Origin of the sequence: Salmonella sp. SAL00653 (assembly GCF_046552515.1) — a bacterium.
GTDB lineage: Bacteria > Pseudomonadota > Gammaproteobacteria > Enterobacterales > Enterobacteriaceae > Salmonella > Salmonella enterica.
Genome location: NZ_JBGDTY010000019.1, coordinates 62,763 through 80,967, shown reverse-complemented (window position 1 = coordinate 80,967; position 18,205 = coordinate 62,763). Strand labels below are relative to the sequence as shown.

The window sequence follows — 18,205 nt, the reverse complement described above, 5'->3', positions numbered from 1 at the left end:
ATTTGGTCAAAAAACTCTCATCCAGATCACGTTTTCTGAATAAATGAATTTTTAGATGATAAATATTCAGATTTGACGCGTTTTTGTGGCGTTAATCACGGTTATTTCGGAGTGATAACTGAACAATTGTGTTAATGATTTAGAAATGTTCAAAGTAAAGCCAGGTTATGACAATGAGCGATAATACGTTGGTATCTGATTATGGAATGTGCGAAGAAGAGCAGATGGCGCGTATTGCCTGGTTCTACTATCACGATGGATTGACGCAGAGTGAAATCAGCGAGCGTCTGGGGCTAACCCGGCTAAAGGTTTCTCGTCTGCTGGAGAAAGGGCATCAGTCCGGTATTATTCGCGTACAAATCAACTCCCGCTTCGAAGGGTGTCTTGAGTATGAAAATGCCTTGCGCAACCACTTCGCATTGCAGAATATCCGCGTGCTGCCGGCATTACCCGATGCCGATATTGGTCTGCGCTTAGGAATCGGCGCCGCCCATATGTTGATGGAGTCACTGCGGCCACAGCAACTGCTGGCCGTCGGCTTTGGCGAAGCCACGATGACCACATTAAAACGCCTCAGCGGATTTATCTCGGCGCAACAAATCCGACTGGTCACGTTATCCGGCGGCGTGGGGCCGTATATGACCGGAATAGGCCAGCTTGATGCCGCTTGTAGCGTAAGTATTATGCCCGCGCCGCTGCGCGCATCATCGCAGGAAATTGCCTGCACGCTGCGCAATGAAAATAGCGTGCGGGATGTGATGCTCACAGCGCAAGCTGCCGATGCCGCCATCGTGGGGATTGGGGCAATTAACCAGAAAGATCAAGCCAGTATCTTAAAATCCGGCTATATCACTCAGGGTGAACAACTCATGATTGGCCGCAAAGGCGCAGTAGGCGATATTCTGGGCTATTTTTTTGATGCTCATGGCGAAATTATTCCAGGCATCAAAATCCATAACGAATTAATTGGCCTGAAGTTAAATTCACTTTCCACGATCCCAACCGTGATTGGCGTCGCCGGCGGCGAACAAAAAGCAGAAGCTATTATTGCCGCTATGCGCGGTAACTATATCAATGCGCTGGTTACCGATCAGAAAACCGCAGGGAAAATAATTCAACTTATTGAAAAATAAAAAATAAAATAACACTTACCTCAATTCAATAAACAATAACTGACAGGATTTTATGTAACGATGTAAAAATAGCCGAGGATAAAAAAATGGCTCGACTCTGTACCCATACTGAATCAGGACATTACCTGATGGCTCTTGACGCCGGTACCGGTAGCGTCAGAGCAGTAATTTTTGATCTACAAGGAAAGCAAATAGCTGTCGGTCAAGCGGAATGGCAGCATCTGGCCGTGCCGGATGTGCCTGGTTCGATGGAGTTTGATCTTGCCAAAAACTGGCAACTGGCTTGCCAGTGTATCCGTCAGGCACTACAGAAAGCCGCCATCCCTGCAACGGCTATCGCTGCCGTATCGGCCTGCTCGATGCGTGAAAGCATTGTTATTTATGACAGTAACGGCGAACCAATTTGGGCCTGCGCTAATGTTGACGCCCGCGCGGCGCACGAAGTCAGTGAATTAAAAGAGCTGCACGATAACACCTTTGAGGAGGAAGTTTATCGTTGCTCCGGGCAAACGCTGGCGCTCAGCGCTATTCCGCGTCTGCTCTGGCTTGCCCACCATCGTCCGGATATTTATCATCGCGCGTCAACCGTCACTATGATCAGCGACTGGATGGCCTTTATGCTAAGCGGCGAACTGGCGGTCGATCCCTCCAACGCAGGCACGACGGGGTTATTGGATCTGGTGACCCGCAACTGGAAACGTAGTCTGTTACAGATGGCGGGCCTGCGTTCTGACATTCTTTCGCCGGTAAAAGAAACCGGGACGCTGCTCGGTCACATTTCACAGAAAGCGGCTGAACAGTGCGACCTGCAAGCGGGTACGCCGGTCATCGTTGGCGGCGGCGATGTGCAGTTAGGCTGTCTGGGGCTGGGCGTCGTACGCCCGGCGCAAACGGCCGTGCTGGGCGGAACCTTCTGGCAACAGGTCGTTAATCTTCCCGCGCCGGTCACCGACCCAAACATGAACGTTCGCATCAATCCTCATGTGATCCCCGGTATGGTACAAACCGAGTCTATTAGCTTTTTTACTGGGTTAACGATGCGTTGGTTCCGCGACGCCTTTTGCGCCGAGGAAAAACTAATCGCTGAAAGGTTAGGTATTGATGCGTATTCCCTGCTGGAAGATATGGCCAGCCGGGTGCCTCCCGGCGCGTACGGTGTGATGCCCATCTTCTCTGACGTTATGCGTTTTAAACGCTGGTACCATGCCGCGCCGTCGTTTATCAATCTGTCTATCGATCCTGAAAAGTGTAATAAAGCGACCCTATTTCGCGCGCTGGAAGAGAATGCCGCCATTGTTTCCGCCTGCAATTTACAGCAAATTGCCGCGTTTTCCGGCGTTCAGGCCGACTCGCTGGTTTTTGCCGGCGGAGGATCTAAAGGCAAATTATGGAGCCAAATCCTTGCCGACGTTACGGGACTCACCGTTCACGTACCTGTCGTCAAAGAAGCTACCGCGCTAGGGTGCGCTATTGCCGCAGGCGTTGGCGTGGGTATCTGGCCATCGCTGGCGGAAACGGGAGAAAAGCTAGTGCGCTGGGATCGGGAGCATAAACCTAATCCTGAAAATTTCGCTGTCTATCAGCAGGCCAGAGAAAAATGGCAGGCCGTTTATCAGGATCAACGCGCGCTGGTCGATGGTGGCTTAACGACATCCCTCTGGAAAGCGCCAGGCCTGTAACAGGAGAATAAGCATGCAAAAAACGAATGAGAAGAATCATGAATACCGCTTTGGCGATAATGGCCCTAAATACTTAATCCGTGGGCCGGGCTGCGATATGGGCGTCGTCATACTACAACCAGGGCAGTCATTCCCTAACCATCGCCATAATACCGCTTGTGAGATTTTTTATACCCTAAGCGGTGAAGTGTGCCTGTATCTGGAAGGAACACCTCATATCCTGCAAACTGGAGATGTTTTACAGTGCGAACCTGGGGAGGCGCATTATCTCATTAATAACGGCGATAAACCCTGGAAAGGCGTGTTTATTAAATCGCCGCATCTGGAAAATGACAGCCACCCCGCAGATCCACCGGCCTGGTAACGCCCGCGCCATCGCCAGATTTTGCCGGATAGCGCTACGAGAGCCTTGTCCGGCCTCCAAACGGCATTCGTTAATGCAATATCAAGCTGTCATTTGATGACCTGTTGGTTCAAGATATCACACTGATGATCCTGAATTTCCTCGGCAGAAGCGCGATTGAAGATCAGTAAATTACGCTCGGTCGCCAGCAAGACAAAAGAGCCATCGCTTTGGCGTATCACCGCCAGCGCGATACATAACAGCATCCCCGCCCGCGCAGGAACTTTCCCTGGTCCCATCGCCACAGCAAAAAATAGCAGTGCGGTCATAAACTCCGGCAGTGGCGAAGTCGCCAACAGAAGGATAGTAATGCCAACCATGATGAAAGGAAGGAACAGAGGATGGGGCAACCAGAGCGACATACCTGTCTCCTGACGATTTTTTCAGCAAGAATACGACGGACAGTCAGGCAGGTAAACGCCAGATATAGTGGGGTTATCGCAGGATTAAGCGGACAGATCAGTGATAATGAATTTCACCAAAGTATTCAGACAGCACGTAATAGCGGCAATACTCAAAAGGGCTGTCCTTCCCGGCCTGAAACATCTGTCTGGCGACGGATAACAGCGGTTTATTGGCGGCGATTTGCAATTTTTCGCACAGGTCAGCGGAAGGTAAAATCGCCTCAACTTTTTCTATCGCCGAGTCGCTTGTGACGTTTAATAACGAATAGAGCGACGTATGCTCCAGCGCCTGCGGTGTAAGTTGCAGATCGGGAAAGAAGCTAAGATCGAGATAGATCTTTTCATGGTTAAACGGACGGTTATTCAGGCAACGAATACGCGAAATATAGAGATAGTGATGCTGTGCGGGCAGGCTCAAGCCGTCTGCCTGAGCGTCGCGCGCGCGGCGCGGCGCGATTTCCAGAATACGGTTCTCAATCGCCACGCTGGCGTCCTGGAGATCGCGGGTAATACCGCGAAACGTGTGCCCGTAGCTCACGCCTTCCGGCACCGAGCACACCACCGAACCACTCCCGCGCTGCGACGAAATAATGCCCGCATTGATTAATTCGCTCCAGGCCTGTTTAACCACAATCAGCGAGACGTTGTAGGCTCTGGCAATCTCTTTTTGCGTCGGCAGCTGGCTGCCTAAAGGCAGGGATCCATTTTGGATCTGCTGACAGATGATAAAAAATAGTTGCTTATAAAGCGGAGTAAAGCTCGTTTTATCAACCTGCAAGCTGCGCACCTCACGTCTTCGCCAGCAGGGGACGTTTTACCGTCCCCGGCAGGGTGAATTCGCTACCCTGCGATTTGCCTGGCCAGTTCTGCCAAATCGAAATGATTCATACGATCCAAAGTCGTTAAATAATCGGCGGGAAAAGCCTCCACGCCATGGAACGCGCCGGAAATCGCCCCGACCATGGTGGCGACAGTATCAGTATCATTGCCGATATTAACGCCGGAGATAATAGCATCTACGGCAGAATTCGGACAACATGCGAACAGGCCAAAGGCCGCCGGCACCGCTTCACTCACGTGCAGCCCGGAGCCAATAATATCAGCAAGTTCCACCACCGCCGTTTCCCAATGGCGATGACGTTTACCGATCTCCACGGCCAGCTCAATGCGTCGGGCAACGGAAGGCCCGGCGACCATCATCGCACCTTGCTCCTGCGCCAGCAGATAGCCCCTTTGCGCACCGTAAATACCGGCGGCAATAATGCTGTCTGCGTTGGTCTGCGCTCTTAACGCCTCGCTGGTTGCCGCCGCCATCGCCGCTGCGCCGGACATCGCCAGCACGTTATTATGCGTAAAACGGCAAATCTGCAGCGCGCAGTCAATCGCCGCGTCATTATCACCCGGATGCAGCACCGCCGCTGGCCAAATCTTCATGGCGGCGCCGTTCGTTGCCTCCGCGTTACCCTTATTAATAATCTGTACCGACTGTTTCTCGCCTTCCAGCTCGCCCTGCAAAGAGGCGCGATTATCATTAAATATCGCTTTCATTGCCGCACGCGTCGTCGGGCCGGTAAAGTTGGCGTAGTACGGGTAATCCAGCCACTGCTGAAAAGCCTCGCGCATCGCCTCGTCGCTGACCTGGCGTTGATGGCGCAGCAGCGCATCCATGATGTACTTCGCCTGAATAAAATCATCCGTGCACATCCCCGCTTCGTTGCAGCGGCCAAACGTGTCCGCTGGCGGTTTTTGAAAGGTCGTCACCCAGCCGCCAAAATAGTCTTTTATTTGCTGCTGGGTGCGTACTTCCGTCGCGGCTCCCATCGCGTCCGCGGCGGCGGCGCCCACCAGGCATCCCAGTATTTTGTTTTGATCAACGTGCATGATGACTCCTTATTTCACGGTCATGGCTTGTGCCAGCGAATGGCTGGACAGAAAAGTGTTGAGCTGGTCGGGAAACGGTAAAGCGGTCATTGCGCCTTTTGCCGTCACCGCCATAGCGCCGCAGGCATTGGCATTGCTGATGGCCTCCGCCAGCAGGGCATGATCCCAGCAATTTGCGCGGGAAAGGGTGAACAGCAGGCCGCCGACAAAAGCATCGCCTGCCCCGGTGGTATCGACGACATCGACGCGCGGTGTGGGGAAATGGAACTCCCCCTCGGCGGTAATCAACAGCGCGCCATCGGCCCCCAGCGAAATGATCGTGGTGTCGCAGCCCAGATCGCGCAGGTAATAACGCGCATCCTGCCAGTAGCTGGCCCCGCTGAGCTGGCACAGCTCATCTGCCGAGACTTTGCAGATAGAAGCCAGCGCGGCGGACCGGGCGATCAGTTCAGGGATTTCATCGGTATTCCCCCACATTTTGCTGCGTAAGTTGACGTCGAATAACACGTAGCCACCGGCTTCTCGCATGCGTCTCGCCCCTTCCAGACATGCTTCGCGAGCGGGACTGTCGGTGAGGCCAATTGAGCTGAAGTAAAACCATTCGTACTGCCTGAACGGCGGCAAATCCTGCGGCGAAACGTAGGTATCAGCCCCCGGATGCACCAGATAGGTAAAGCTGCGTTCCCCGTCAGCCGTCAGGTTGACGATCAGCACCGCGCTGGTCAGGTCCGCATCCAGCCTTAGAAACGTGACATCCACGCCGTTATCCTGAAAAACCTGGCGCAGGAAGCGGCCGGCGTCATCGTCACCAAGACAGCCAATAAAACCGCACTCTCCGCCCAGCCTGGCAACGCATACCCCCACGTTCGCCGACGCTCCGCCGGGGCATTTCAGATAGCTGTTCTGTTTTTCCGGCACCAGGTCAACGGAGGCATCGCCGATAACCCAAACCTTATTCATGGCTTTCATTTGCGCCTCCTTATGCCTGTTTCTGCGCCAGGGCAAGCTGAATATCACGATAATATTCGTTGTTAATCAGATACTTTTTCATAAGCAGCCCAACCGCAAGGTGAAACAGAGCCGGAATGAGCGTCATCATCAGCGCAATACCGGTGAGCGAACGCGCGCTCTGTTCAACATCGGCCTGATAGCCAAAGTGGCTCAGCAGAAATCCGAGTATCCCGCCCGCGATCCCCATCCCAAACTTCTGGAAGAAGAGGATGCCGCCAAACGCCAACCCGGAAACGCGCAGACCGGTTTTCTTTTCGCCGTAATCCACCGCTTCGGCGATAGAGGACCAGAACACCGGCATTTGCATATCGCAGAAGAAATTAATAAGAAAATAGAACGCAAACGCCAGGATAAGATTTTCACGCCCGACGGAGAAATACATCAGCGCGCTCAGGATAAAGGTAATAATCTGGGTGTAGCGGAACATCTTAATTTTGTCCCAGAACTTGGTTATCCAGGTGGTAGCGATCATCGCTAAAATAGAGGCAACGACGCCGGTAGTCAGGAAGGGTGAAATCAGACTATCTCCGCCGTTCAGATAATACTTGGCGTAATAAGCGGCAACGGAACCGCGAATAACATAACCGCACATCAGCAGCAGAATAACAACGCCGAGAATAATCCACTGATCGTTGCGTAACAGATATTTAAACTGTTTCCCCACCGATAACGACGTAATTTCCGGCTCGCTGCGTTCACGCGTGGTAAGAAAACAGAAGATAAACAGCAAGGCGCCCATCGCCCCCATCAGCCCCATCGAAAACTGATAGCCCAAAGCCTTATTACCCTGCCCCAGCCAGACGGCAAGCATCGGTACGACGATAGTCACCAGAAAAGCGGCAATCTTGGTCATCACAAAACGATAACCGTTGGCGCTTAACCGTTCGACGGGGTCGCTGGTAATCACGCCAATCATCGAAATATAGGGAATGGTGATCGCGGTATAGACCAGGGTCATAAGAATATAGGTGCCATAGGCCCACGCCAGCTTGGCCATATAAGCCATGTCAGGCGTAATAAACATCAAATACACGGCGAAACCAAAAGGAATGGCAAACCACAGCAGCCACGGGCGGTAACGTCCCCAGCGCGTATTCAGTTTATCGGTCAGAACCCCCATGGCCGGATCGATAATGGCATCAATCATCCGCACAACCACAAACAGTACGCCAACATCAGCGGCGCTCAGGCCGTAGATATCGGTATAGAAATAGGCGAGGAGCAGCTGCATGGCGATAATCACAACGTTTATCGCCATATCTCCCGCGCCGAAGCCGATTTTTTCCACGATAGAAAGTTTCATGTTGATATTCCTTTACGCTTAACAGCGCAAATCTGGTGAACAATTAATGATGTCACTACATGAAATAAAAACGTTTTTATATAAGCCATCCACCAGACAATCTATGGAGGCTATGAAGAGAGTGTAACTAACCATCAAAAGATATAAAGGTATACCTTTATATCTTTTGATCGATTTCACATATTTTTATAGACACGATCTTACCCCGGTTTTAAACCGGGATAAGAATCAATAAGATAATGAACAGGGGGTGTAACGAAAATCAGCGGGAAGACAAAATGGCGCAACTATGATCCTGAATCTCTTCCGCCGATGCGCGATTGAAGGTCAGTAAATTACGCTCGGTCGCCAGCAGAACAAAAGAGTCGTCGCTTTGGCGTACCACCGCCAGCGCATAGCGTCCCATATGATCGCGCGCTTCCGGCACCTCTTCCGCCAGCATCATAAACGGACTACGCTGCGCCAGTTCGCTCTCGGTTACCCGGCGCGCCAGGTATTCATGCCCCATCAGGCCACCCGGCAGCGGAAGCCAGCGAGTGCTGATGCGCGTGAGATCGTTATCCAGTTGTTCCCGAACGTCAGGACGGATGCAAGAAATATGGATATGCAAATGGTCCTGTGAACGACCAAGCCGCGAATTAATCGCCAGCGAGACCGCGCTATCCGGAATATCATGCCCGTATTTTTTACTCATATAGCCGCGAGCCTGCCAGGCCAGCCAGAAAAAGTTGGGCGTAGCGGGTTCCAGCAATAGTGGGCTTTCTGTACCGTTGATACGGTAGGTGGGCATCAATAAATATTGCAACGGACCGTGACGATCTTTAAAGACGACATAGCCGGCGCGAGGTTTGACTTCCGCGCACGGCGCTGGGTTTTGATGCTGTAACTGATCGGGCAGGCACTGTTCAAGCACGATTTCCCGTAATGCATCAGGATTGCCGGAAAATTTCCAGTAACCGACGCCCGCCGCGGCGACAATCACTATCACCGCCAGTAAAAAGTAGCCTGTTTTTTTCATGATATGCGTTCCCTGTGACCCATAGACGGGGAAGAGTAACGCAAAATTGTGGCAAAGAAAAAACCCGGTAACATAATACGTTACCGGGTTTATAAACGGTTTAGCGTTTGCTGATTTGGTCGAACGTACCGCCATTAGCGAAGTGATCTTTTTGCGCCTTCGCCCAGCCGCCAAACACCTCGTCAATGGTGAAAAGCTTCAGCTTCGGAAACGCATCGTCGTATTTTTTCGCCACGTCAGCATCGCGCGGACGGTAGAAGTTTTTCGCTGCTATCTCCTGCCCTTCCGGCGAGTAGAGATACTTCAGATACGCTTCCGCTACCGCTTTGGTGTCTTTCTTTTCCACCACTTTGTCGACCACGGAAACGGTCGGCTCTGCGAGAATAGATTCACTCGGGGTCACTATCTCGAATTTATCTTTACCCAGTTCATTCGTCGCCAGTAGCGCTTCGTTTTCCCAGGCAATCAGCACATCACCGATACCGCGTTCAACGAAAGTATTGGTTGAGCCGCGCGCGCCGGAGTCCAGCACTTCAACGTTTTTAAACAGGGCTTTGACAAAGTCCTGCGCTTTGGCCTGATCGTTATTGTTGTGGTGCAGGGCGTAGCCCCATGCCGCCAGATAGTTCCAGCGTGCGCCGCCAGAGCTTTTCGGGTTTGGCGTAATCACCGACACACCGGGTTTAATCAGATCGTTCCAGTCATGAATTTGTTTTGGATTGCCTTTACGGACCAGGAAAACGATGGTGGAGGTGTAAGGTGCTGAGTTATCCGGCAGACGCTTAATCCAGTTTTTATCGATACGACCACGTTCCGCAATAGCGTCCACATCGTAAGCCAGCGCCAGCGTCACGACATCGGCTTCAATGCCGTTAATAACGGAAGTCGCCTGTTTACCCGAACCGCCGTGCGATTGGCGGATCACGACGTTGTCGCCGGTTTCCTGCTTCCAGTGCGCGCTAAACGCTTTGTTGTACTGCTCGTACAGCTCACGCGTTGGATCGTACGATACGTTAAGTAACTGAATATCCTTTGCCAGAAGGCTGGTTGACGCCAGCAATAATGTGAACCCCACGCCCCACTTTTTCATCGCCCGACTCGCTTATGTTGTGTTGTGATGAGCAAAGCGTGCCAGAAAGCGATCCAAACATTAAAGAATAAAAAAAGATTGGCTATAACTTCGAGGAATAAATCTGAGGGATTGCCGGATGGCGGCTAGCGCCTAATCCGGCCTACACGTTTCTGCAACCTGTAGGCCTGATAAGCGTAGCGCCATCAGGCGCGCAAAAACAATCAGTACAGTTTTTTCGCGCACTCCATCCAGTCGCTTTTGAACGGACGCTTCATGTTTTCAATCGCATCGATGATGTCATGATGAACAAGCTGCTCGTTCTGGATACCGACACAACGACCGCCATGGCCTTCCAGCAGCAGGTCAATAGCATACGCGCCCATACGGGAAGCCAGAATGCGATCGTAAGGTACCGGGGAACCACCGCGCTGAATGTGGCCGAGCACCGTCGCACGCGTTTCACGGCCCGTTTCTTTTTCAATAAAGTGCGCCAGCTCGTCAACATCGCACATATGCTCAGTAATAGCGACGATAGCGTGTTTTTTCCCTTTCGCGATCCCGGCTTTGATTTCGGCCACCAGATCTTCGCGATTAAATTCAACTTCCGGCACCACGATAAACTCACAGCCGCCAGCAATAGCCGCCGCCAACGTCAGGTCGCCGCAATAACGGCCCATCACCTCAACGATAGAGATACGCTGGTGAGAAGAGGAGGTGTCACGCAGACGGTCAATCGCTTCCACTACAGTGCCGAGAGCAGTGAAATAGCCGATAGTGTAGTCGGTGCCTTTGATGTCGTTATCGATAGTGCCTGGCAGACCGATGCACGGGAAGCCCATTTCAGTCAGACGTTTTGCACCCATATAAGAACCGTCGCCGCCAATAACTACCAGCGCATCGATACCGCGTTTTTTCAGGTTTTCGATCGCGACAGCGCGAATATTTTCGTCACGGAATTCCGGGAAACGGGCAGAACCGAGGAAAGTACCGCCACGGTTGATCATGTCAGATACGCTGTAACGGTCAAGCTGAACCATACGATCTTCATACAGGCCCAGATAGCCGTCATAAATGCCCATGACTTCCAGCCCTTCCGTCAACGCTGCGCGCACAACACCGCGGATTGCCGCGTTCATGCCCGGCGCATCACCGCCGCTTGTCAACACACCGATTTTCTTAATCATGACTACCTCTGAACTTTGGAATGCAAAATGAAATCTATTGCCGGAAGCCGATTTCGCACTTCGAAACGATCCAACGAATATACAGATAGTATAACAATCCCTTCCTGCTGAATTGATTCAGGTCAGGCCAAATGGCGGTAATTTATACACAAAATGCTGGCCTGGCTCACTTTTTAACAATCAATTATACAAGCTCGAACTTCCTGCCTTCCCTGGGAACGACTGAACAGGGATCCTGATGAATAATGACATCTGAACCCGGAAAACGCTGTAAAATCGCCTGCTCTACCTGGTCAGCCACAAAATGCGCCTGAACGAGCGGCAGATTATCTTCCATTTCCAAATGAATCTGAATAAAGCGAGTCGGCCCTGACTGCCGCGTGCGGAGATCGTGCGCGCCGCTGACTCCCGGCCATGACGTCACGATATCAATAATTTCCTGTCGTTCCGCATCGGGCAGCGCGCGATCCAATAATGACTGCACCGCCTCATACCCCATACGTAACGCGCTATACAAAATATAGATGCCGATACCTAACGCAAACAGGGCATCCGCACGATGCCAACCGTACCAGGATAACCCCAGCGCGATAAGAATCGCTCCGTTCATCATAACATCAGACTGATAATGAAGCATATCCGCCCGTACCGCCTGACTTTGGGTCTTGCGTACCACCCAGCGCTGAAACGTGACCAGTATAATAGTGCATATCAGAGCGATGACGGTAACGCCAATCCCCACGCCGGGGTCGTTCATTGGCGTCGGCTTAATCAGATTCTGAATACTGGTCAAAAACAGAAACAACGCCGAACCGGAAATAAACATACTTTGCGCCAGCGCCGCCAGCGACTCCGCTTTACCGTGCCCAAACGTGTGTTCATCATCTGCGGGTTGCAGCGAATAACGCACGACCAACAAATTCGTCAATGACGCGGCAATATCCACCAGCGAGTCCACCAACGCCGCCAGAATACTCACCGATCCCGTATACCACCACGCAAAAATTTTGATCAAAAGTAACGCTGATGCCATCGCTGTTGCCGCGATAGACGCCCGGCTAACCAGCCGTCCATAGGTTTGATTCATAAATACTCCCGCTATCTTCTGCCGGTAGTATAACGGATGGTTTAAAACAGTAAGCTAATAACAGAATGACAAACTGGAGATAAAAAAAACCCCACATCATGTGGGGGAAGACAGGGATGGTGTCTATGGCAAGGAAAACAGGGTTGTTACTGGGAACGTGAGTTGCTACTACTCAATAATTTCAACGATGAACTTTTTTGCCATTGCGCCACGTCGCGCAGTTGCTCCATTCGTTGCTGATGCTTTTCATTCAAAACCGCTTGCTGCTCCGGCGTTAACAGGCGATACATCTGGTTACGCACGCGGGCCATTTCGACCTGGCGGGCAACCTGCTCTTGCGCCATTTTTTCTGCCTGAGCGCGCACAGCGCTTTCATCAAATTTTTCTGCGGTGACAAGCCGATGCATTGTCTCCATTTCGCTAACATTAACAGGAGGCTGTTCATGCCTTGCCTGTTGCATAAGATCTCGCATCTGCTGACGCTGATGTTCGGTTAAACTTATGCCGTCAAACATATGATTTTGCGCGCTACGCTGCGTGGCCCCGTCACCGGGGTGCCAGTTATCGCTTGTAACAACTTCAGCTGCGTGGCTTAAAAAACTGAATGCCAGCGTTGAGGCCATAACAGCAGCGGTAACTTTGCGCATCGCTTGCTCCCAAAATCTTTTCTGTCGCGATTCAACGAGAGACAGTTTACGATTCGGGCTGCAAACATGCGTCAGGGGGTGTAAAACAACGTAAAGTCATGGATTAGCGACGCCTGATGACGTAATTTCTGCCTCGGAGGTACGTAAACAATGAATAAAATCCTGTTAGTTGATGATGACCGAGAGCTGACTTCCCTGTTAAAAGAGCTCCTCGAAATGGAAGGTTTTAATGTCCTGGTGGCCCACGACGGCGAGCAGGCGCTTGAGCTTTTGGATGACAGCATCGATTTACTTTTGCTTGACGTCATGATGCCGAAGAAAAACGGTATCGATACGTTGAAAGCGCTTCGCCAGACACACCAGACGCCTGTCATTATGCTGACCGCGCGCGGCAGCGAGCTGGATCGCGTTCTCGGCCTTGAGCTGGGCGCGGACGACTATTTACCCAAACCATTTAACGACCGCGAGCTGGTAGCGCGCATCAGGGCTATTTTGCGCCGTTCCCACTGGAGCGAACAGCAGCAGAGCAGCGACAACGGCTCGCCGACGCTGGAAGTTGATGCGCTAAGCCTTAATCCGGGTCGCCAGGAAGCCAGTTTCGATGGCCAAACGCTGGAGCTGACCGGTACGGAATTCACCCTGCTCTATTTGCTGGCGCAACACCTCGGCCAGGTGGTTTCCCGTGAACATTTAAGTCAGGAAGTGCTGGGTAAGCGCCTGACGCCGTTCGATCGCGCCATTGATATGCATATTTCTAACCTGCGCCGCAAACTGCCGGAACGCAAAGACGGTCACCCGTGGTTTAAAACATTGCGTGGTCGCGGCTATCTGATGGTTTCCGCTTCATGATAGGAAGTTTAACCGCGCGCATCTTCGCCATCTTCTGGTTGACGCTGGCGCTGGTGCTAATGCTGGTACTGATGTTGCCCAAGCTCGATTCACGCCAGATGACCGAGCTGCTGGACAGCGAACAGCGCCAGGGATTGATGATAGAGCAACATGTAGAAGCTGAACTTGCGAACGATCCGCCCAACGACCTGATGTGGTGGCGTCGCCTGTTCCGCGCGATCGATAAGTGGGCGCCGCCTGGACAGCGGTTATTACTGGTGACCTCTGAAGGACGCGTGATCGGTGCTGAACGCAGCGAAATGCAGATCATTCGTAACTTCATTGGTCAGGCGGATAACGCCGATCATCCGCAGAAGAAAAAATATGGCCGCGTAGAGATGGTGGGGCCGTTCTCCGTTCGCGACGGAGAGGATAATTACCAGCTTTACCTGATTCGACCGGCCAGCAGTTCGCAATCCGATTTCATTAATCTGCTGTTTGACCGCCCGCTCCTGTTGCTCATTGTCACGATGCTGGTCAGTTCGCCGCTCTTGCTATGGCTGGCATGGAGTCTGGCGAAACCGGCGCGTAAGTTGAAAAACGCGGCTGATGAAGTGGCGCAAGGCAACCTGCGTCAGCATCCGGAGCTGGAGGCGGGTCCGCAGGAGTTCCTCGCCGCTGGCGCTAGTTTTAACCAGATGGTGACGGCGCTGGAACGGATGATGACCTCGCAGCAGCGTTTGCTGTCAGACATCTCCCATGAGCTGCGAACGCCCCTTACGCGCCTGCAACTGGGTACCGCGCTGCTGCGTCGTCGTGGCGGCGAAAGCAAAGAGCTGGAGCGTATTGAAACCGAAGCGCAGCGTCTGGACAGCATGATCAATGACCTGCTGGTGATGTCGCGTAACCAACAGAAAAACGCGCTGGTCAGCGAAACGATGAAAGCCAATCAGCTATGGGGCGAAGTGCTGGATAACGCCGCCTTTGAAGCCGAACAGATGGGCAAGTCGTTAACGGTAAATTATCCGCCGGGGCCGTGGCCGCTCTATGGCAACCCAAACGCGCTGGAAAGCGCGCTGGAAAATATTGTTCGTAATGCGCTGCGCTATTCACATACGAAGATTGAAGTCGGCTTCTCGGTGGATAAAGACGGTATTACGATCACGGTCGATGACGACGGGCCGGGTGTCAGTCCTGAAGACCGTGAGCAGATCTTCCGTCCGTTCTATCGCACTGATGAGGCGCGCGACCGCGAGTCTGGCGGCACCGGGCTGGGGCTGGCGATTGTCGAAAGCGCCATGCAGCAGCACCGCGGCTGGGTGAAGGCTGACGATAGCCCGCTCGGCGGGTTGCGGCTCACGCTGTGGCTACCGCTGTACAAGCGAACCTAAAAACCATCGGCCTGCGAATGCAGGCCGATTTTTTATCTCGCCGTCAAGATTTACCGGGAGATTTCCGGCGCTAAAATCCACTCAGCGCTGTCATTCCACACGTCCATCCGGGTAATTTTGCCATCGCGCACTTCGAAACGGTCAATAAAGCGGTTATCGGCAAACGGGCGACCGTCGGGCCATTCGCCATACAACGTACCGTTGGAATAAATCACAACGTAATCATCATGCTGCACCGCATCAAACTCGCCCAGCGCCTTCTTCACCCACTTGTAGCGAGCGCCGTTAAACTGCGCGATATCTGCCGCGCCCGCCATCGCCCGGCCTCCGGTGAAGGTAATTTTCACCTCCGGGTGCATATACGTTGCGGCGCGTTCAGCATCGGGAATCATGGAGGCCACCAAAAATTCTTTTACGATCGCCACTGCGTTTTCACATTCAGTCATAACCCTTCCTTTCATTTTGGCGGAGTTTTATCCCCCCACAGTCGTCTGGCGCTATCTTCAATTTTGCCGCTCAAACGACGCTTCTGCATGGTGCGGCTCCAGCTCGCCGACAGCCCGGCGGCGCTCAGCAGCCGATGATATTGTTCGTCATCAAACGGCATAGACCAGGCGATAACACCCGCTTCATGAACCGAGACATCGCTCAGACGCGACGCCAGTTCCAGCGGCGCATCGCTGGAGACCTTACCTGGCGCAATGACCCGATACAGCCAGCCGGTTTTTCCGCTGTTCTGCATAAGGAGGGCCATGTCGCTGATGGCAAAGTGGAAATTAAGTTTAAAGCATGGAGAGCGCGGCTGAGTGACCTGGATCAACGCCTCGCCCCAGCGGTAGATGTCGCCAATAAACACGTTGTGTTCGGTCATTCCGTTCGTCGACAGATTCTCGCCAAACGCCGGGGCGCAAAACAGCGTCGCCTGCTCGGGGAACTGGCGAATCCAATCAGCATAGTGTTCGCGGGGGTAATGGCATAGCGCGCGATCGGGGCCGCCGTGGATTTTCTTTTCGGCCTGCTGATCGCCTGCCAGACCCAGCTCGGTCAGCATGAGTTCGCCGTCGATTTGCACCTTGGCGATAGCGCTCGGGCGGCTGCCGTCATAGTCACGAATTTTGCCAATAAACACGTCAACCGGATAATGCATCTGCTGCTCCTTACGCGGATACAAAAAAAGCGAGTCATCAGACTCGCTTCTACAGACGTGCAATGCAAATTATTTTTTAGCGGCGAAACGCGCTGCTGCTTCGTCCCAGTTCACCACGTTCCAGAACTCTTTGATGTAGTCCGGGCGGCGGTTCTGGAATTTCAGGTAGTAAGCGTGTTCCCACACGTCCAGGCCCAGGATCGGGAAGCCGGAAGCGCCGGAAATGGCTTCACCCATCAGCGGGGAATCCTGGTTTGCGGTAGAAACCACAGCCAGTTTGTCGCCTTTCAGCACCAGCCACGCCCAGCCGGAGCCGAAACGGGTTGCTGCTGCTTTTTCGAATTCAGCTTTGAAGTTGTCAACGGAACCGAAGTCACGCTCGATAGCCGCTTTCAGATCGCCCTGCAGAGTGGTGCCTTTTTTCAGCCCTTTCCAGAACAGGCTGTGGTTAGCGTGGCCGCCCGCGTTGTTACGCAGTACGGTTTTTTTGTCCGCTGGCACCTGATCCAGTTTAGTAATCAGTTCTTCAACCGGCAGGTCAGCAAACTCAGGCAGGTTTTCCAGCGCCGCGTTAGCGTTGTTGACATAGGTTTGATGGTGTTTGGTGTGGTGAATCGCCATCGTCTGCTTATCGAAGTGCGGTTCCAGTGCATCATAAGCGTACGGCAGGGATGGCAGTGTATAACTCATAATCATCTCCATTATTGTCGAGCGGCACAGTGTTAACGCCGCGTAAGCAGTTGGTTCATTATAGTTAATTAAATGATATTGAAAATGATTATCAATGCCGTACTTTTTCCAGGGTTATAAACGTTACGGCATCCGCTGAAAAAAATCGTTTTTTACGCCTCCAACCGAAACCGCCTGTTGATGAATTCCTGGAAATCATGAAATGTGAAACAGGGTTTCAAAATCTTTCTTTTGGTGCCAATTTTTGTCAGCGGTGGCAAAATCAAGAAGGTTATAATTTCACCATGCAATTACATTCCCGGTAAATTATTACAATTGCGAGGGAATTATGAAGCAACCTGGTTTTATACGTCTGGCTACGTTGGCCTTACTCTCCACACTCTCTTTCTTCTCCCACGGCGAAACCATTTTGCGCCTGGCCTACGCTGAAAATAGCCAGCCGGTAAAAGATGCGTTGCACTTCCTGGGGCAGCAAGTTGAAGAGAAAACGGGCGGCGATATCAAAGTACAGTACTTCCCGGACGGACAGCTTGGCGGCGAGCGCGAACTGGTGGAGTTGACGCAGGTCGGCGTCGTCGACATCACTAAAGTGTCGTCCGGGCTGATGGAGAGTTTTTCGCCTGAGTACGGCGTGTTCTCACTTCCCTACCTGTTTGCCACCGTCGATGAATACTACCGCGTAATGGATAACCCACAGGTGATGGAGCCTGTTTATCAGTCCACCGCCGCACAGGGGTTTGTCGGCGTAGGCTGGTATGATTCCGGCGCGCGTAATTTTTATATGAGCAAAGCGCCGGTTAAACGCATTGAGGATTTACGCGGGAAGAAGATCCGCGTCATGCAGAGTGAGACGGCGATCCAAACTCTCAAACTGCTGGGCGCTTCGCCCATCGCCATGAGCCAGGCGGAGGTCTATACCTCGTTACAACAAGGCATTCTCGACGGCGCGGAAAACAATGAGTTCGCTCTCACCATCGCCCGCCACGGCGAAGTCGCCCGTTATTACACCTACGATATGCACACCCGCATTCCCGATATCCTGCTAATGAGTACCCTCACGCTGGAAAAGCTGACGCCGGAACAGCAGCGCATCGTCGAAGCCGCCATCAAGGCGTCGATCGAATTTGAGAAAGCCGCATGGGACAAGGAAATAGAGAAAACCAGGCTGGCGGCGGTAAAAGATTTCAACGTTGAATTCTACGAGATCGACAAAAAACCCTTCCAGAAGGCAGTACAGCCTATTTACGACGGTCTGAAAAACAAACCGCGGCTTTACGGGCTGTATCAACGTATCCAGACAGCAAAAAATTAATCTAATCAGGAAATT

Annotated in this window: 18 protein-coding genes and 2 pseudogenes; 6 read left to right on the top strand and 14 right to left on the bottom strand. The window is 52.4% G+C overall.

The genetic code is table 11. The features are described 5' to 3' along the window. Nucleotides 1-173 precede the first annotated feature (173 nt). The 3 genes from lsrR to ACLJRU_RS20030 all read left to right on the top strand — a co-directional run bounded on the left by lsrR (nt 174) and on the right by ACLJRU_RS20030 (nt 3,176). Nucleotides 174-1,133 (top strand): transcriptional regulator LsrR, encoded by a 960-nt coding sequence (gene lsrR / locus ACLJRU_RS20040; protein ID WP_023235436.1) that lies wholly within the window; start codon nt 174-176, stop codon nt 1,131-1,133. Nucleotides 1,134-1,219: 86 nt separating this feature from the next. Then, nucleotides 1,220-2,812 carry an autoinducer-2 kinase gene (gene lsrK, locus ACLJRU_RS20035; protein WP_001541244.1) on the top strand — a complete coding sequence of 531 codons (1,593 nt, stop codon included), beginning with the start codon at nt 1,220-1,222 and terminating at the stop codon, nt 2,810-2,812. 13 nt (nt 2,813-2,825) lie between these two features. After that, nucleotides 2,826-3,176 (top strand): cupin domain-containing protein, encoded by a 351-nt coding sequence (locus tag ACLJRU_RS20030; protein ID WP_001173080.1) that lies wholly within the window; start codon nt 2,826-2,828, stop codon nt 3,174-3,176. A gap of 89 nt (nt 3,177-3,265) precedes the next feature. Here the strand turns inward: ACLJRU_RS20030 and ACLJRU_RS20025 are convergent. From ACLJRU_RS20025 to cpxP, 11 genes and pseudogenes are all read right to left on the bottom strand, one after another. Next, nucleotides 3,266-3,406 (bottom strand): annotated as a pseudogene (locus tag ACLJRU_RS20025) (CDP-diacylglycerol diphosphatase); the annotation flags it as partial. Between the two features lie 45 nt (nt 3,407-3,451). Then, nucleotides 3,452-3,577: pseudogene (locus ACLJRU_RS20020) on the bottom strand (hypothetical protein); the annotation flags it as partial. A gap of 97 nt (nt 3,578-3,674) precedes the next feature. Then, nucleotides 3,675-4,397: a GntR family transcriptional regulator gene (locus tag ACLJRU_RS20015; RefSeq protein ID WP_023236134.1), complete on the bottom strand. Its 723-nt coding sequence runs from the start codon at nt 4,395-4,397 to the stop codon at nt 3,675-3,677. A 62-nt stretch (nt 4,398-4,459) separates the two neighbouring features. Then, entirely contained in the window at nt 4,460-5,500 is a 1,041-nt protein-coding gene (locus ACLJRU_RS20010; RefSeq protein WP_000557885.1) for an ADP-ribosylglycohydrolase family protein, read from the bottom strand. Nucleotides 5,501-5,509: 9 nt separating this feature from the next. Beyond that, nucleotides 5,510-6,469, bottom strand: coding sequence for an aminoimidazole riboside kinase (locus tag ACLJRU_RS20005; RefSeq protein ID WP_001541242.1), 960 nt, complete (start codon nt 6,467-6,469; stop codon nt 5,510-5,512). 10 nt (nt 6,470-6,479) lie between these two features. Further along, entirely contained in the window at nt 6,480-7,814 is a 1,335-nt protein-coding gene (locus ACLJRU_RS20000) for an MFS transporter (RefSeq protein ID WP_000777314.1), read from the bottom strand. A 262-nt stretch (nt 7,815-8,076) separates the two neighbouring features. Further along, complete coding sequence (locus ACLJRU_RS19995) at nt 8,077-8,832, bottom strand: CDP-diacylglycerol diphosphatase (protein WP_000750761.1); 756 nt, start codon at nt 8,830-8,832, stop codon at nt 8,077-8,079. Between the two features lie 100 nt (nt 8,833-8,932). After that, on the bottom strand, nt 8,933-9,922 hold the full coding sequence (locus tag ACLJRU_RS19990; protein WP_000758720.1) for a sulfate ABC transporter substrate-binding protein: 990 nt from the start codon (nt 9,920-9,922) through the stop codon (nt 8,933-8,935). Nucleotides 9,923-10,125: 203 nt separating this feature from the next. Then, entirely contained in the window at nt 10,126-11,088 is a 963-nt protein-coding gene (pfkA, locus tag ACLJRU_RS19985; RefSeq protein WP_000591793.1) for a 6-phosphofructokinase, read from the bottom strand. 184 nt (nt 11,089-11,272) lie between these two features. After that, nucleotides 11,273-12,175, bottom strand: a complete 903-nt coding sequence (gene fieF, locus ACLJRU_RS19980; RefSeq protein WP_001541240.1) for a CDF family cation-efflux transporter FieF — start codon at nt 12,173-12,175, stop codon at nt 11,273-11,275. A 146-nt stretch (nt 12,176-12,321) separates the two neighbouring features. Further along, nucleotides 12,322-12,822, bottom strand: a complete 501-nt coding sequence (gene cpxP / locus ACLJRU_RS19975) for a cell-envelope stress modulator CpxP (RefSeq protein ID WP_001233463.1) — start codon at nt 12,820-12,822, stop codon at nt 12,322-12,324. A 150-nt stretch (nt 12,823-12,972) separates the two neighbouring features. Between cpxP and cpxR the strand changes: the two genes are divergently transcribed. Beyond that, on the top strand, nt 12,973-13,671 hold the full coding sequence (cpxR, locus tag ACLJRU_RS19970; RefSeq protein ID WP_001033731.1) for an envelope stress response regulator transcription factor CpxR: 699 nt from the start codon (nt 12,973-12,975) through the stop codon (nt 13,669-13,671). Next, nucleotides 13,668-15,041 (top strand): envelope stress sensor histidine kinase CpxA, encoded by a 1,374-nt coding sequence (cpxA, locus tag ACLJRU_RS19965; protein ID WP_000580402.1) that lies wholly within the window; start codon nt 13,668-13,670, stop codon nt 15,039-15,041. Before cpxR ends, cpxA begins: the two co-directional genes overlap by 4 nt. A gap of 50 nt (nt 15,042-15,091) precedes the next feature. On the opposite strand, the gene ACLJRU_RS19960 is transcribed toward cpxA, so the two are convergent. The 3 genes from ACLJRU_RS19960 to sodA all read right to left on the bottom strand — a co-directional run bounded on the left by ACLJRU_RS19960 (nt 15,092) and on the right by sodA (nt 16,878). Then, the gene (locus ACLJRU_RS19960; RefSeq protein WP_000133656.1) at nt 15,092-15,487 is read right to left on the bottom strand and encodes a nuclear transport factor 2 family protein; all 396 of its coding nucleotides are present in this window, start codon (nt 15,485-15,487) and stop codon (nt 15,092-15,094) included. Between the two features lie 11 nt (nt 15,488-15,498). After that, nucleotides 15,499-16,188: a 6-hydroxyaminopurine reductase gene (gene yiiM, locus ACLJRU_RS19955; RefSeq protein WP_000559229.1), complete on the bottom strand. Its 690-nt coding sequence runs from the start codon at nt 16,186-16,188 to the stop codon at nt 15,499-15,501. Between the two features lie 69 nt (nt 16,189-16,257). Next, nucleotides 16,258-16,878, bottom strand: coding sequence for a superoxide dismutase [Mn] (gene sodA / locus ACLJRU_RS19950; RefSeq protein WP_011264436.1), 621 nt, complete (start codon nt 16,876-16,878; stop codon nt 16,258-16,260). Between the two features lie 328 nt (nt 16,879-17,206). On the opposite strand from sodA, the gene ACLJRU_RS19945 reads away from it, so the two are divergent. Next, entirely contained in the window at nt 17,207-18,190 is a 984-nt protein-coding gene (locus tag ACLJRU_RS19945; protein WP_000812816.1) for a TRAP transporter substrate-binding protein, read from the top strand. Nucleotides 18,191-18,205: the final 15 nt, after the last annotated feature.

What these genes read in the sequence shown, in the direction of transcription:
- lsrR (WP_023235436.1), top strand. Translation starts at nt 174, where the DNA reads ATGAGCGATAATACGTTGGTATCTGATTATGGAATGTGCGAAGAAGAG.
- ACLJRU_RS19990 (WP_000758720.1), bottom strand. Translation starts at nt 9,922, where the DNA reads ATGAAAAAGTGGGGCGTGGGGTTCACATTATTGCTGGCGTCAACCAGC.
- ACLJRU_RS20030 (WP_001173080.1), top strand. Translation starts at nt 2,826, where the DNA reads ATGCAAAAAACGAATGAGAAGAATCATGAATACCGCTTTGGCGATAAT.
- ACLJRU_RS20005 (WP_001541242.1), bottom strand. Translation starts at nt 6,469, where the DNA reads ATGAAAGCCATGAATAAGGTTTGGGTTATCGGCGATGCCTCCGTTGAC.
- yiiM (WP_000559229.1), bottom strand. Translation starts at nt 16,188, where the DNA reads ATGCATTATCCGGTTGACGTGTTTATTGGCAAAATTCGTGACTATGAC.
- ACLJRU_RS19995 (WP_000750761.1), bottom strand. Translation starts at nt 8,832, where the DNA reads ATGAAAAAAACAGGCTACTTTTTACTGGCGGTGATAGTGATTGTCGCC.
- ACLJRU_RS20000 (WP_000777314.1), bottom strand. Translation starts at nt 7,814, where the DNA reads ATGAAACTTTCTATCGTGGAAAAAATCGGCTTCGGCGCGGGAGATATG.
- lsrK (WP_001541244.1), top strand. Translation starts at nt 1,220, where the DNA reads ATGGCTCGACTCTGTACCCATACTGAATCAGGACATTACCTGATGGCT.
- ACLJRU_RS20010 (WP_000557885.1), bottom strand. Translation starts at nt 5,500, where the DNA reads ATGCACGTTGATCAAAACAAAATACTGGGATGCCTGGTGGGCGCCGCC.
- ACLJRU_RS19945 (WP_000812816.1), top strand. Translation starts at nt 17,207, where the DNA reads ATGAAGCAACCTGGTTTTATACGTCTGGCTACGTTGGCCTTACTCTCC.
- cpxP (WP_001233463.1), bottom strand. Translation starts at nt 12,822, where the DNA reads ATGCGCAAAGTTACCGCTGCTGTTATGGCCTCAACGCTGGCATTCAGT.
- ACLJRU_RS19960 (WP_000133656.1), bottom strand. Translation starts at nt 15,487, where the DNA reads ATGACTGAATGTGAAAACGCAGTGGCGATCGTAAAAGAATTTTTGGTG.
- pfkA (WP_000591793.1), bottom strand. Translation starts at nt 11,088, where the DNA reads ATGATTAAGAAAATCGGTGTGTTGACAAGCGGCGGTGATGCGCCGGGC.
- fieF (WP_001541240.1), bottom strand. Translation starts at nt 12,175, where the DNA reads ATGAATCAAACCTATGGACGGCTGGTTAGCCGGGCGTCTATCGCGGCA.
- sodA (WP_011264436.1), bottom strand. Translation starts at nt 16,878, where the DNA reads ATGAGTTATACACTGCCATCCCTGCCGTACGCTTATGATGCACTGGAA.
- cpxR (WP_001033731.1), top strand. Translation starts at nt 12,973, where the DNA reads ATGAATAAAATCCTGTTAGTTGATGATGACCGAGAGCTGACTTCCCTG.
- cpxA (WP_000580402.1), top strand. Translation starts at nt 13,668, where the DNA reads ATGATAGGAAGTTTAACCGCGCGCATCTTCGCCATCTTCTGGTTGACG.